Below are 12,732 nucleotides of genomic sequence, written 5' to 3'. Positions count from 1 at the left end.
TTCCGGAAGTGACAGCCTTAGCTTTCCTAACGATCGTTAAATCAAACCGATGGATCAGACCGAAGGAGCCAGCCACCATGCACACGGCCGCAACGGAGGAACCCACGCCGGTGGTCACGCTGGAGCGGCGCGGTGGCGTCGCCCTGATCACACTCAACCGTCCCCGTTCCCTCAACGCCGTCAACGCGGAGGTCTCCGCCGCCCTCGGCTCTGTGCTGGAGCGCTTCTCGGCCGATCCGGAGCTGCGGGCGGCCGTCCTCACCGGCGCCGGGCGGGCCTTCTGCGCGGGCATGGACCTGAAGGAGGCGGCGGCGGGCCGTGCCGTGACGGATCCGTTGCACCCCGAGCGGGGTTTCGCGGGCATCGTCCGTCATACGGTCGACAAACCGATCGTCGCCGCCGTCAACGGGCCGGCGCTGGGCGGCGGTGCCGAGATCGTCCTGGCCTGCGACCTGGTGGTGGCCGATGAGAACGCCACCTTCGGTATGCCCGAGGTGCATCGCGGACTGTTCCCGGCCGCGGGAGGGGTGCTCCGGCTCCAGCACCGGGTGCCGCGCAACATCGCCCGGGAGATCGCCCTCACCGGTGTCCCCGTGGACGCCGCCACAGCCGCGCGCTGGGGCCTGTTCAACCGGGTAGCGCCCGCGGGCAAGTCGGTCGACGTCGCCCTGGAGGTCGCCGAGCGGGTGGCGCTCGGCGCTCCGCTGGCCGTACAGGCCGTCAAGCAGCTGATGTCGTTGGGCGAGACGCAGGCCGAGACCGGGGCCTGGGACGAGAACGACCACGTCTTCCAGACCCTCCTGACCAGCGACGACGCCAAGGAAGGTCCGCGCGCGTTCGCCGAGAAGCGCGCACCGCGCTGGACCGGGCGCTGACCTTCGGCCTCAGTTTGCTCGCATCCGCTCTCGCCTCCCTCTCATCTCCTCCGTCCCTCGCCGACCATTGCATTCGGCCCGAGCCGCAAAAGGATCACTCATGCCCAACACCAACGACGCCGTCATCGTCGACGTGGTGCGTACCGCGTCCGGCAGGGGCAAGCCCGGTGGCGCGCTGTCCGGCCACCACCCCGCCGACCTCCTGGCCACCGTCCTCGCCGCCCTCGTCGAGCGCAACGGCCTCGACCCCGCCCTGGTCGACGACGTGATCGGCGGGTGCGTCTCGCAGTCCGGCCAGCAGGCCCTCAACATCACGCGTACGGCGCTGCTGGCGGCCGGCTTCCCGGACACAGTGCCTGCTACCACCATCGACCGGCAGTGCGGCTCCAGCCAGCAAGCCGGGCACTTCGCCGCACAGGGCGTGATCGCGGGGGCGTACGACATCGTGATCGCCTGCGGTGTGGAGTCGATGAGCAGGGTGCCGATGGGCTCCAGCGCCGGCAGTGCCGACACTGGCGGGGAGGGGCTGCGTCGCCGTTATCCCGAGGGGCTGATCCCGCAGGGCGTCTCCGCCGAACTCCTCGCCGTGCGCTGGAAGCTGGAGCGCGAGGAACTGGACGCCTTCTCGGCTCGCTCCCACCAGCGCGCCTGGGCCACCACGGAGGCCGGAGGCTTCGAGAAGGAGATCGTCCCCGTCGACGGCCACACGGTGGACGAGACGATTCGGGCGACGACCACCACGTCGGGCCTCGCCGGGCTCCGCCCCGCCTTCACCGGTGTACCGGCGGCCGAGCGTTTTCCCGAGATCGACTGGCGCATCACACCCGGCAACTCCTCCCCTCTCACCGACGGCGCCTCCGCCACCCTCATCATGAGCGCCGCGGCAGCAGAACGGCTCGGCCTGCGCCCCCGCGCCCGCTACCACGCCTTCGCCGTCGCCGGTTCCGATCCCCTGCTCATGCTCGACGGGGTGATCCCGGCCACCCGCAAGGTCCTCGACCGCTCCGGCCTGTCCCTCGACTCCATAGACGCCTACGAGGTGAACGAGGCGTTCGCCCCGGTGCCGCTGCTGTGGCAACGCGAGTTCGACGCCGACCCCGAGCGCCTCAACCCGCGCGGCGGCGCGATCGCGCTGGGGCACCCGCTCGGCGCCTCCGGGACACGCCTCCTCGCCACGCTCGTCAACCACCTGGAGGCGACGGGCGGCCGCTACGGGCTGCAGACCATGTGCGAGGGCGGCGGCATGGCCAACGCCACCATCATCGAACGTCTGTGACGAACCCGCACAGTCACGGCAGTACAAGGAGAACATCACCATGAACATCGCAGGCAGCGTCGCCCTCATCACCGGCGGGGCCTCCGGCCTCGGCCTCGCCACCGCCCGGCGGCTGCACGACGCCGGAGCGTCGGTGGTCCTGGCCGACCTTCCCACCTCAGACGGCAAGGGGGCCGCCGCCGAGCTCGGCGACCGGGCCGTCTTCGCCCCCACCGACGTCACCAGCGAAGCCGACGTGACGGCCGCGGTGGCGGCGGCGGCCGAACTCGGCGATCTGAGGATCGCCGTCAACTGCGCCGGCATCGGCACCGCCGCCCGCACCCTCAGCAAGAAGGGCCCCTTCCCGCTGTCCGACTTCGCCCGTACCGTCCAGATCAACCTGGTCGGTACGTTCAACGTGATCCGGCTGGCCGCCGAGCACATGGCGGCTCTGGAACCCGCCGAGGGCGGCGAAGAACGCGGCCTCATCGTCAACACGGCCTCCGTGGCCGCGTTCGACGGTCAGATCGGGCAGGCCGCGTACTCCGCCTCGAAGGGCGGCGTGGTCGGCCTCACCCTGCCCGTCGCCCGCGACCTGGCGAGTCACCGCATCCGCGTCATGACCATCGCCCCCGGGCTGTTCGAGACCCCGATGCTCGCCGGACTGCCCGAGGAGGCCAGGGCGTCCCTCGGCGCCCAGGTCCCGCACCCCAGCCGCCTCGGCCGACCCGAGGAGTACGCCGCGCTGGTCCAGCACATCGCGGAGAACCCGATGCTCAACGGCGAGGTCATCCGCCTCGACGGCGCGATTCGCATGGCACCGCGCTGACGCGGCGCTCCGCGGCGAGATGGAGTGCTTCCTGACCGTGTCCGCCGAGTCTCGCGCGCAGAGCCAACCGGCAGGAGTGCGTTCTTCGGCTTCGACAAGGCCACGCGACGGATCCGGTGGGGTACACCCGGCGTTCCTTCCGTTCGCAACAGGCGCACCGGCGTGAATCTCGGCAAGAGCGCATAGGCGCAAGGTGTCCGGTCTTCCGGGCCTTGCGCCTTGACGAGAACAGCCCTGCTCGGACCAGGCGATACGACGGCCTGGTCCGAGCAGGGCTGTGTGCGCACCGGCTACGAGGACGACTGCGGTGCCTGCGCGCTGTCCATGTAGACACGGAGATCAACGACCTCGTCCCCGTCCCAGCGGAAGACGCTCACCACTGGGACAGCGGGAGTCGCTCCTGTCGTGTACTCGTACGCCACGGTCGCCTCCGCGATCACCACCCCGGGCTCGGGCTCCCACAGGCCCACGATGTCGTGCCTGATGGCTTGCAGACCTGCGGCCTGCATCTGCACGAAGGCCTTGCGGATCTCCTCCCGCCCCACCACGACCACGGCCCCACGACTCATGCGGACGTCTTCGCCGAGACCCTCGACGAACGCGTCGGCGTCCAACGCGACAGCCGATTCGGCATAGTGGCGGCGCACCCATTCCAGATGGTCCATGTGATTCCTTCCAGAGAAAACGTGACCGCCGGCCGGCCGGTCACGATCAGCCGACCGACGGTCACTCAACTGCCCGACACGCTCCGTCACAGGCGCGTCAGGCAGTGGCCAGCCGGAGAAGGACGTACACGACAGCGATCAGCCCGAGCACAAGAGCCGGGACGACGGCCTTTCCGGGATCCTTGGCCCGGAGATGAGTGCCCACGGCTCCGACCATGAGCAGAGCGAGGCCGGCTCCGGCCGCGACTCCGAGCCAGGCCACCCACAGGCCGACCACGACGCCTGCGGCACCAAGGACTTCGAGGGCTCCGATGAGCCGGTAGGCGCCGTGGGGAACACCGAGGTGATCCGCCTGTGCGAGAGCCTTGTCCTGGCCGAGGGCCTTGGAGGATCCTGCGGCCAGATAGACCAGTGCCAGCAGGACGGCGAATACGACGGCTGTGATGTACATCGTTGAACTCCGGGGAAAACAGGGGACGGAATCAGGTGTGAGAGAGGTTTCAGAAGCCGATGACTTCGCGCACCAGGACAACGGTGGCGCGACCGGGCACGACTTCCCGGCTCGTGATCAGGACCTTGGCGACGACGCTTCGCTGGCCGTACGCCTGCTGGGCGCGCGCGTCCTCCTTGGGGTAGGAGTAGGTCTCGATCCGGCGCAGAGCGGTCTCCAGATCGGGCACGATCTTCTGCGCTCCCACCACCCACACGGCGCTCGCGGCGCCGGAGGCGTAGGGGGCGAGCTGGCTGCCGCTGGCGGAGGCTGTGACCAGGCGTCCGTCCTCCGTGACGGCGTGGACGCTGCCCACCACGACGTCGGGCGCCGACCGAGTACGGCGCACCTCGTCGTACCGTGCCCGCAGGTCCCAGTCCGCCTGATTGGCCCGCACGCTGTTGAAGCGCCCGGAACCGTCGATGTCCTCAGCGATGCCCGAATTACGCAGTGTCTCGCTGGTGGAGACGAAGACGGCCCTGTCGGTCGGCAGGATCTCGTTGACGAGCCGACGCGCGTCGGCAGCCGTGTCCACGACCCGTACGGTGAAGCCGTTCGCGCTCAGGGCTTCTGCGGCCCGGTCGAGGCTCGCGGCGGAGACCGGAATGCTGAAGGTCTCGTCCACGGGCAGTTGCTGGCTGGTGGTGATCTCAGTCATGGGGGATTCCTTGTCGTGCGGCTCGGACGGCCACGTTCCGGTGGTGCACGGTGGCTCCCGCATGGAGCCACCAAGACGCGTCTGACCTCGATGTTTCCGTCCGGGCCTTGTTGCCGGTCGGTCTATTCGGCTCCGCAGTGGTCACTACAGAGGTGGTCACCGAGCATCACCGATCGCTTAATCACCTAAGTTACTGTGATTTAGCGAAAGGTCAAGCCCTTACTCCTGCTGTAACCAGTCGACCCGTATCCGTCACGACCCCCGCTCGCGCGCATCTTCCTCGAGTCGATGGCGATTGGCCGGAGTCGCTCCCACGGAGCGACGAGTGCCGGACCCAGAGCCCGACCGGTCGAGGGCGGGCGGAACGCAGCGGGGCGCCCCGCGAGACCAGACCTCGGGTCGCCCCGCGGCCGACGTTGCGCGACCAGCGGGGCACCTCCTTAGCGTCGGCCCCGGCAGCGACGGCAGACCGTTTCTTCACCACAAGGCCAATGGGTCGCCATGAGCAGTGCCAGTTGTCACCGCACCGAGGCACGTTCTGGGCCAGCTCCCCCGACTCAGCCCTCGATGGCCCGCCGGATGAACTCCTCACGCGTTGCGATCGAGGCACGCGACACCGCCGCCTGGGGCGCCAAGCCGTCGAATCCATGGAAGCCACTGCTCCACATGTGTAGGTCGACGCTCACGCCCACTTCGGACAGGCGGCGGGCGTAGGCGAGGATGTCGTCGCGGAAGACCTCGACGGAACTGGTGTCGATGTAGGTGCGGGGCAAGTCCGCCAAGGTCCTCGGCGCGGCCTGGCGCCGCGTACGGTGACACGTCGGGGCCGCCACGACGCTCGCCCAGCAGGGCGTTCCAGCCGCGTGCAGGTTGCTGTTGCGGTCCCAGAGTCCCTCCCGATCCAGCATGCGGCTGCTGTACGTCTCGAAGCGGTCGTCGAGCATGGGGCAGCTCAGTACCTGGTGGCTCAGCTTCGGGAAGGCCCGGTCGCGGGCGAGCAGCGCGCGAGGCCCGCCGCAAGACCGCCGCCGGCGCTGGTACCCGGAGACGAGGAGATGCTCGCGGTCGATGCCGAGCTCGGGCGCGTTCTTCGCCGTCCACACCAGCCCGGCGTAGCAGTCCTCGACAGGCGCCGGGCCCGGGTGCTCCGGGGCCAGGCGGTACTCGACCGACACCACGACCGCACTGCCGTCGAGGAGGAACGGGCCTCCGTGAACATGGAAGATGCCCGCTTTGGGACCGCGGTCCTCGGCCGGACTGAGAATCAGCAGCGTGACGTCCGGGCCGCCCTCCGGTCCGGGGACCTGGCGCTCCTCCACCCTCACCCTCCCGCCTGCCGTCAGGTCCACCGGTTCCTCGCCCGGCACCCCCTCCATCGCAAACCGTCGGACGATCAGGAGAGTCTCGTCGGACAGGGGCGGCATAAGGTTCCCGATCGCTTGCACGACGGGTACCAGTTCCCGGTCGAAGGGCGGCCGGGCGGCCGCGGCCTGACCGTGCTCAAGGACCGGATCCGGGACCTGCGGCCGGCCTGTCGTCCTGCGGATCCGGTCATGGTCCCCACAGCAGGGGGAAGCTCACAAGAGGCGCATGGGCGAAGATGCCGAGGTCAGACGTGCCAGGCCGGTGCGGAAGTCGTAAAGCCACCGGCCCGCCGACCCGCGCGCCACCGACGGGCGCCGGCCTTCGCCCGCGTCGCCGGGAGGGCTCAGCTCGGGCCCGGTCGGCCGGACAGCAGGAGCGTGTGCATGGCCCGGGCGGCCGGGGACAGCGGGGCCGCGCGGCGCATGAGGTAGCCCTGGCGGCGTTTCGGCGGATCGAGCGGGGCGATGACTACGCCGTGCGGGCGGCCGAGTTCGGCCAGGGGGCGGGGCAGCACCGCGGCGCCGGCGCCGGCGAGCACGAGGTACAGCGAGGAGGCACGGAGCCCGATCTCCACGGCCGGCGTGAGCTCGCTCTCGGTCTCAGCGCTGGCCTGCGTCAGCAGGTCGACCACCATGCCGCGAGCACCGGTGACCAGGTCCAGGTCCCGCAGGTGGGAGACCGGGAACACGCCGCCGGGCGGTGGAGTGCTGCCCGGCGGGAGCGCGACGACCATCTCGTGCTCGGCCACCAGATCACCGGCGAGATCGCGCTCCCCGGGGTCTATGTGGTCGGTCAGCCCCAGTTCGGCCGCCCCGGAGCGCACTGCCTCGCGGACCGCCTGAGGCCGCTCGGCGGGCACGATGCGCACCTTGACCTCCGGGTACCTGGTCCGGAACCGCCCGACCGCCCCGGCGAGCGGGTCGAGCAGCAGGCCCGGCAGCGACACCAGGTCGAGCCGCCCCGCGACGAGCCCGGACACCGCCTTCACCGCGGCGCGACCGGCGTCCAGTTCGCGCAGCACGCGCCGTGCGGAGCCGGCGAAGGCCTCCCCGGCGGGGGTGAGCCGCACCCCCCGGGGCATCCGGTGAAACAGCTTCGCGCCGAGGTCCGACTCCAGGAGCTTGATGGCGTGTGAGAGTGACGGCTGGGAGACGTGCAGCGCGGTCGCCGCCGCCGTGATCCCGGCGTGGTCGATGACAGCGAGGAAGTACTCGATCTGGCGCCGCTCCACGTCCCGCTCCTGCCATAGGAATTCTCTATGCCCCCGCGACGATAACTTGTATTTGTTATATGGCGCGGCCTTGTGTGCAATCGGGATAACGCAAATCCCAGCACAGAGAGGGCCGCCAGTGAGGGAACCCAGTACTCCCGGGACCGAGATCGTCCTGCTCGGCACGGCGGGCGGGCCGCGGGTCCGAGCGTCCCGCGCGGGCATCGCCTCGGCGGTGGTCCTCGGCGGCGCCGTCTACCTGGTGGATTTCGGATACGGTGCCTGCCGACAGGTCAAGCTCGCGGGGCTGGACCTCTCCCGCCTGCGGGCGGGCTTCGTGACCCACCTGCACTCCGACCACATCGCCGACCTGGCGAACCTGCTGTTGTTCGGCTGGTACCAGAATCTGGAGAACCTGGCGCGGCCGGCCCGGCTCCTGGGTCCCGGCTCCCGCGGCGGCCTGCCGACGGCAGCCGCCGACCTGGGCCCGCGGGAGGTGGCATGCCCGGACGACCCCACGCCGGGGTTCGCCGCCACGGTGCGCCATCTCCACCAGGCGTTCGCCACCGACATCAACGACCGGATGCGCGACAACGGCCGCAGTCACCCTGATCGCCTCCTGGCGGCCGCCGACATCGAGCTGCCGGCGGGCGTTCCCTTCGACCCCGCCACCGCGCCGGCACCGCCGATGGAGCCGTTCCGCGTCTACGAGGACGAGTTGGTGCGGGTTACCGCGATCCTCGTGCATCACGCCCCGATGACCCCGGCGTACGCGTTCCGCTTCGACACCGCTGAGGGATCCGTGGTGTTCTCCGGTGACACAGGTCCGTGCGACAACGTCGTCACCCTCGCCACCGGGGCCGACGTGCTCGTGCACGAGGCCATCGACGAGCAGTGGGTGCAGCGTGCCTACCGCGGCGAGACAGCCCGCGAGCGGGCGATGGTCGCACATCACGCGACCGCGCACACCCCGATCCGTGAGGCCGGACTGATCGCGCAGAAGGCCGGGGTCGGCACACTCGTGCTCAGCCATCTCGTGCCCGCCGAGCTCGACAGGCCCCGCTGGCACGAGGCGGCCGACGCGTTCGACGGCCGGCTGATCGTCGGCGAAGACCTCATCCGGATCCCTCTGCGTCGCTGACCGCTCCCGTGCGGCCACCCCACTCCGCGCTTCTCGCGTCTTGCCACCCGATCCAACCCCACCACGAAGGAGTGCCATGTCATCCCATTCAGGGCTTCGGACGGAACGACACAGGGCCACACCCGCCATCTCGGTCCGGGACCGCGTCCGATACATGTTCGCCGGCGTGACAATCGGCGCCCTCTGGCTGGTGCAGTCCGGTCCCCTGTGGCAGCACGCCCTGCGGCTGTCCCTCATCGTGCTGGTCGTGGCGCCGTTGGCGCACCTGGTCCAGTCACGCCGGAGGTCCCGGGGCGAGCAGTCCCACGGTCCCCGGCCATCGCTGCCCCGGCTCGTCGCCGCGAAAATCGCCCTGCTCGTCATCGCGGTGATCGGCACCTGGCTGCTCACCCCGGTGCTGCCGCACACGGAGATCGTCGTCACACTGGCCGTAGCCGTGATCATCGCCGTGCTCGGCCCGGTCCTGCACCCTTACATGCTCCTCGACCAGGACGAGCGCCGGCGCACCGGATGACGCGGCTTCGGCAGTGCCAAAGGCCACGCGCCCCGACGAAGACGCTGACGGCACGGGGTGCGGGTGCGGATGATCCTGTCGCAGTCGCCGACCTGGCTTCCCGCGCTGGACGAGGGGGTGGTCAGGCCAGGCATCCGGCCTCGGCCCACCGCGACCACAGACGGACGCGCGTCCCCTCGTCCGCGTCCGGTGAACCCGGCCCGCGCGGCGAGGTAGTCCAACCGGCCCACCGGACAGCGGGCCGCCGTCCCGGAGCCGCGGGCGGGCCTGCCGCGCGGGGGCCGTCCGGCCGACGCCACCCAGCCGGTTCACGAAGGCGCACCGCTCCGCGGGTCATCCGCCCGCCCACCGCCCCGACCGGGCGTACTCGCGGACTCAGGCCGCCGGGCCGGTCCCGCCGGCATCACCCGGTCCGCTCGCCTCGGTGACCGTGGAGTGGCCGGCGGCGGCCAGGAGAACGGGCACCAACCGCTGCAGCCGCTCGGCGAACGCCTCCGGGTCGAGGGGATCCTCTGCTTCGACAACCCAGGAACTGACGACGGTGGCCCATCCGCCGCCGACGAACAGGGTGAGGTCCGCCGCCAGGCCCGGGTCGAGCGGCACTGCGGACATCCGGTGCACAAGCTGCTGGTTGGACCGGGCGAACAGGGTGTTCATCGCCTTGCTCAGCGCGAATGCGCAGGGGCCGGTCATCATCGCCCGGTAGAAGGGCCGGTACTCCGCGAAGTGCTGCGCCGCCGACAGGACATGGCTGCCCGGCCGCGCCGCCTCCGGGGGGCCGCCGACATGCGGCAGGAGCTCACGCCTGGCCAGTTCGAGAGCGGTTTCGAGCAGCAGGGTCTCCCGGTCGCCGAACTGCTGGTATACCAGCTGCCGGCTCACGTCCGCGGCCTGGGCGATGTCGGACACCGGAACGTTCGTCGTGCCCCGCTCGGCCACCAGCGCCAGCGTGGCGCCCATCAACGCCGCACGCGAGCGGCGAACCCTGCGATCGGCCGCGTCCTGCGGCGTCAGGCTGATATCCACACCGCATTTTTACACGTGACAGGAAAATAACAAGTGTCAAAAAAATCCTCCGCCCAGGGGCGACGCTGCCAGACTCCCGGCATGTCGTTCTTCACCGTTCCCCTTGTGGCGGATTCCGTGGCCCGGGCGTTCTGCGCCCTGAGCAACCTGGCTCCGAGACCGCGCCGTGAGTTCGCCGAACTCGCCATGGACACGAGCGTCGTCACCGCGCCGACAAGGCACGGAGGCGTCAAGTGCACGGTCTACCGCTCGCCGCACAACGCCGCCCCGCGCCCGCCGGTCTACGTGAACGTACATGGCGGCGGGTTCGCCATCCGGTACCCCGAGCAGGACGATCCGTGGTGCCGCTACCTGGCCAAGTACGCGGGCGTCGTCGTGGTCAACGTCGACTACGACACCGCGCCGCGGCACCGATTCCCTATCCCGGCCGAGCAGGTGTACGACGTGGTCGCGTGGGCGGCGGAGGAGGAGCGGGACTGGGACGGCAGCAGGCTGTGCGTCGGAGGTCAGAGCGCCGGCGGCTCACTGACCGCGGCGGCGGCCCGTCTCGCCCTGGAGAACAAGGGTCCCGAGATAGCGCTGCAGGTGCTGCACTACCCTGTTTTGGACCTTGTCACCTCGCCGCGTGACAAGCCGGCCCCGGCGGGCAAAACCGGCGTACCGCTGTGGATGAGCGAGGCTTGGGACTCCTGCTACGTCCGGGATCCGGCTCAGCGGCGCGACCGCCTCGCGTCGCCGGTCTTCGAAGACAACGCCGACGACATCCAGGGCATCGCGCCCGCCCTGGTCGTCACCGCCGAACGCGACCGCCTGCGCGCCGAGGGCGCGCTCTACGCCCGCAAGCTGGACGCGGCGGGCTCCCTGACCGAGTACCGCGAAGTGCTCGGCGTCGCCCACGGTTACGACATCCGCAACGAATCAGCCGAGGTCACCCAACAGATATACGAGTTCATCACCGGACACGTCGCACGAGCCGTCCGGACGGGCTGAGACGGTCCCGCCGCCTGCCGGCGTTCAAGTCCGTCCGACTGCCGCTGATGCCGCACTCGGCGGTGGGCTTCTGCCTGGTCCTTGCCGATCCGTCCCTGCCTTCGCGTCCCGAACTCGTTCCGAACGCATGCACCATTGATCGGCTCGTCTCCTGCGTCCCGCACACCTCGGGGGCGCGGGCACAGCCGGCCGGCCGGCCTTCCGCCGTCAGGGCATCGCGGCGGCTTCCGCGCGGTCCACGGCGACCTGCAGCGCGGCCAGCAGCGCGTCGCGGACCGAGCCCGTGTTCCGTGCGTCGAAGACGATCAGTGGTACGTGCTCCGCGATGTCCAGCGCCCACCGCACCTCTTCGAGGTCGTGCTCGACCTCCCCGTCGAAAGCGTTGACGGCGACCGCGAAGGGGACGTCCCTGTGCTCGAAGTAATCCACCGCCGCATAGCAGTCGTCGAGTCGGCGAGTGTCCACGATCACCAGGCTGGCGAGGGCACCCTCGACCAGGTCGTCCCACATGAAGCCGAACCGGTCCTGGCCCGGGGTGCCGAACAGGTACAGCTTCAGTGTCGGATCGATGGTGACACGGCCGAAGTCCATGGCGACCGTGGTGGTGGTCTTGCCCGGAGTGTGGGTGAGGTCGTCCACTCCCGCCGCGACCTCGGTGATCGCGGCCTCCGTGGTCAGCGGTCGTATCTCCGAAATGGAGGCCACGGTCGTGGTCTTGCCGACTCCGAAGCCGCCGGCGATGACCAGCTTGACCGGTGTCGGAGGCTGTTCAGCTGGTGTCACGGAGCGTGTCCCGTGAGTCGGGAACGGCACGGAGACCATCGATAACCCTTCGCAGTACGGAGAGATCCTGGGCGATCGCGGTGTTCGGCCGATGGACCGCGAGATGCCCAGCGGCACGCAGGTCCTCGACCAGCACACGCACCACGTTGAGGTGCAGTCGCAGCCCGGCGGCCAGTTCCGCCACCGACAGCGGCCGCCGGCCGGCCGCGACGATGTCGTGGCGTTCGAAAGTCAGCGAGTGAAGGGCCAGGAGCCCGGCCGAGGTCGACACGATCTGGGTCTCCACCGGCATCGCCGGGGTGTTGCCGCCTGCCGACACCCGGCCAGTGGTCAGGAGGAACGGCCGGATCGCGGGGGCGCGGCGCCGCGGCTCCGGCGAGCCCTCGGCGCCACCTGCCGCCTCGTGCGACGGTCCGACGACGGACATCACGTTCCCTTCACGATGTGCCTGCACCCGTGCCCGGCCCGGGGAAGGTCAGCGGGCCGACGCCGCGCCGACACTGTTCTTCAACTCCAGCACCAGTTGGGGAGTGAGCGCCGCCCCGGCCCGTTTGGCGAAGAGGGTCATCGCGTAGGCGATGTTGCCCAGCTTCGCGGCCTCGGAAGTCACGATGCCGAGGACGGCGCCAGCCCCGATGGCCGACACCAGCACATGGCCGTGCTCGAGGTCGAGGATGACCTTCTTGAGACCGCCGAGACCGTAGTTCCCGGATGCGCCCGCGGCGAGACTCGTCAGACCGGCCACGATCGCGGCGAGCCGTTCGGAGTCGGCCTGCTCGCGCAGCCGGGAGGCGGCGATCAGCAGGCCGTCGGACGACACCGCGATGGCGTCGGACACGCCGGTGGTGTCTGTGGCGAACCGCTCCAGCAGCCAGGTGAAATCGGCCGCGGCGGCGCGCAGATCGGTCGGTTCCGGCTTCTCGGAACTCAT

15 protein-coding genes are annotated in these 12,732 nt (G+C 70.3%); 6 read left to right on the top strand and 9 right to left on the bottom strand.

The window, feature by feature from the left end:
• The first annotated feature begins 77 nt into the window (after positions 1-77).
• From IEZ11_RS24235 to IEZ11_RS24225, 3 genes are all read left to right on the top strand, one after another.
• Entirely contained in the window at positions 78-875 is a 798-nt protein-coding gene (locus tag IEZ11_RS24235) for a crotonase/enoyl-CoA hydratase family protein (RefSeq protein ID WP_189264968.1), read from the top strand.
• 100 nt (positions 876-975) lie between these two features.
• Positions 976-2,151, top strand: coding sequence for a thiolase family protein (locus tag IEZ11_RS24230; protein WP_189264967.1), 1,176 nt, complete (start codon positions 976-978; stop codon positions 2,149-2,151).
• Between the two features lie 40 nt (positions 2,152-2,191).
• Positions 2,192-2,959, top strand: a complete 768-nt coding sequence (locus IEZ11_RS24225) for a 3-hydroxyacyl-CoA dehydrogenase (protein ID WP_189264966.1) — start codon at positions 2,192-2,194, stop codon at positions 2,957-2,959.
• A gap of 290 nt (positions 2,960-3,249) precedes the next feature.
• Here the strand turns inward: IEZ11_RS24225 and IEZ11_RS24220 are convergent, their stop codons facing one another.
• The 5 genes from IEZ11_RS24220 to IEZ11_RS24200 form a co-directional block, all read right to left on the bottom strand.
• Positions 3,250-3,624, bottom strand: coding sequence for a nuclear transport factor 2 family protein (locus IEZ11_RS24220; RefSeq protein WP_189264965.1), 375 nt, complete (start codon positions 3,622-3,624; stop codon positions 3,250-3,252).
• Positions 3,625-3,721: 97 nt separating this feature from the next.
• Complete coding sequence (locus IEZ11_RS24215) at positions 3,722-4,075, bottom strand: DoxX family protein (RefSeq protein ID WP_189264964.1); 354 nt, start codon at positions 4,073-4,075, stop codon at positions 3,722-3,724.
• 49 nt (positions 4,076-4,124) lie between these two features.
• Positions 4,125-4,772, bottom strand: coding sequence for an LUD domain-containing protein (locus tag IEZ11_RS24210; protein WP_189264963.1), 648 nt, complete (start codon positions 4,770-4,772; stop codon positions 4,125-4,127).
• 557 nt (positions 4,773-5,329) lie between these two features.
• Positions 5,330-6,091 carry an alpha/beta hydrolase gene (locus tag IEZ11_RS24205; protein ID WP_189264962.1) on the bottom strand — a complete coding sequence of 254 codons (762 nt, stop codon included), beginning with the start codon at positions 6,089-6,091 and terminating at the stop codon, positions 5,330-5,332.
• A gap of 389 nt (positions 6,092-6,480) precedes the next feature.
• Positions 6,481-7,368, bottom strand: a complete 888-nt coding sequence (locus IEZ11_RS24200) for a LysR family transcriptional regulator (protein WP_189264961.1) — start codon at positions 7,366-7,368, stop codon at positions 6,481-6,483.
• Positions 7,369-7,486: 118 nt separating this feature from the next.
• Here IEZ11_RS24200 and IEZ11_RS24195 point away from each other — a divergent pair, with 118 nt between their 5' ends.
• The gene (locus IEZ11_RS24195) at positions 7,487-8,488 is read left to right on the top strand and encodes an MBL fold metallo-hydrolase (protein ID WP_229713314.1); all 1,002 of its coding nucleotides are present in this window, start codon (positions 7,487-7,489) and stop codon (positions 8,486-8,488) included.
• Between the two features lie 166 nt (positions 8,489-8,654).
• The gene (locus IEZ11_RS24190; protein WP_189264959.1) at positions 8,655-9,002 is read left to right on the top strand and encodes a hypothetical protein; all 348 of its coding nucleotides are present in this window, start codon (positions 8,655-8,657) and stop codon (positions 9,000-9,002) included.
• A 375-nt stretch (positions 9,003-9,377) separates the two neighbouring features.
• Here the strand turns inward: IEZ11_RS24190 and IEZ11_RS24185 are convergent, their stop codons facing one another.
• The gene (locus IEZ11_RS24185) at positions 9,378-10,028 is read right to left on the bottom strand and encodes a TetR/AcrR family transcriptional regulator (RefSeq protein WP_229713313.1); all 651 of its coding nucleotides are present in this window, start codon (positions 10,026-10,028) and stop codon (positions 9,378-9,380) included.
• A gap of 81 nt (positions 10,029-10,109) precedes the next feature.
• Here IEZ11_RS24185 and IEZ11_RS24180 point away from each other — a divergent pair, with 81 nt between their 5' ends.
• Entirely contained in the window at positions 10,110-11,018 is a 909-nt protein-coding gene (locus IEZ11_RS24180; protein WP_189264958.1) for an alpha/beta hydrolase, read from the top strand.
• A 207-nt stretch (positions 11,019-11,225) separates the two neighbouring features.
• On the opposite strand, the gene IEZ11_RS24175 is transcribed toward IEZ11_RS24180, so the two are convergent.
• From IEZ11_RS24175 to IEZ11_RS24165, 3 genes are read right to left on the bottom strand one after another with little or no spacing between them, the layout of a single operon-like run.
• Positions 11,226-11,840 carry a GTP-binding protein gene (locus IEZ11_RS24175; RefSeq protein WP_189264957.1) on the bottom strand — a complete coding sequence of 205 codons (615 nt, stop codon included), beginning with the start codon at positions 11,838-11,840 and terminating at the stop codon, positions 11,226-11,228.
• The gene (locus IEZ11_RS24170) at positions 11,788-12,228 is read right to left on the bottom strand and encodes a DUF742 domain-containing protein (protein ID WP_189264956.1); all 441 of its coding nucleotides are present in this window, start codon (positions 12,226-12,228) and stop codon (positions 11,788-11,790) included. The genes IEZ11_RS24175 and IEZ11_RS24170 overlap by 53 nt, the downstream gene beginning before the upstream one ends.
• A gap of 48 nt (positions 12,229-12,276) precedes the next feature.
• Positions 12,277-12,732 (bottom strand): roadblock/LC7 domain-containing protein, encoded by a 456-nt coding sequence (locus tag IEZ11_RS24165; RefSeq protein ID WP_189264955.1) that lies wholly within the window; start codon positions 12,730-12,732, stop codon positions 12,277-12,279.

The sequence above is a fragment of the Streptomyces fuscichromogenes genome (assembly GCF_014645815.1).
Lineage (GTDB): Bacteria > Actinomycetota > Actinomycetes > Streptomycetales > Streptomycetaceae > Streptomyces > Streptomyces fuscichromogenes.
This window is presented reverse-complemented; position numbering and strand designations above follow the sequence as displayed.

Excerpts from the sequence above, each read along its gene's own strand:
- IEZ11_RS24235 (WP_189264968.1), top strand. The coding sequence starts at position 78 with ATGCACACGGCCGCAACGGAGGAACCCACGCCGGTGGTCACGCTGGAG.
- IEZ11_RS24230 (WP_189264967.1), top strand. The coding sequence starts at position 976 with ATGCCCAACACCAACGACGCCGTCATCGTCGACGTGGTGCGTACCGCG.
- IEZ11_RS24225 (WP_189264966.1), top strand. The coding sequence starts at position 2,192 with ATGAACATCGCAGGCAGCGTCGCCCTCATCACCGGCGGGGCCTCCGGC.
- IEZ11_RS24220 (WP_189264965.1), bottom strand. The coding sequence starts at position 3,624 with ATGGACCATCTGGAATGGGTGCGCCGCCACTATGCCGAATCGGCTGTC.
- IEZ11_RS24215 (WP_189264964.1), bottom strand. The coding sequence starts at position 4,075 with ATGTACATCACAGCCGTCGTATTCGCCGTCCTGCTGGCACTGGTCTAT.
- IEZ11_RS24210 (WP_189264963.1), bottom strand. The coding sequence starts at position 4,772 with ATGACTGAGATCACCACCAGCCAGCAACTGCCCGTGGACGAGACCTTC.
- IEZ11_RS24180 (WP_189264958.1), top strand. The coding sequence starts at position 10,110 with ATGTCGTTCTTCACCGTTCCCCTTGTGGCGGATTCCGTGGCCCGGGCG.
- IEZ11_RS24175 (WP_189264957.1), bottom strand. The coding sequence starts at position 11,840 with ATGGTCTCCGTGCCGTTCCCGACTCACGGGACACGCTCCGTGACACCA.
- IEZ11_RS24170 (WP_189264956.1), bottom strand. The coding sequence starts at position 12,228 with ATGTCCGTCGTCGGACCGTCGCACGAGGCGGCAGGTGGCGCCGAGGGC.
- IEZ11_RS24165 (WP_189264955.1), bottom strand. The coding sequence starts at position 12,732 with ATGAGTTCCGAGAAGCCGGAACCGACCGATCTGCGCGCCGCCGCGGCC.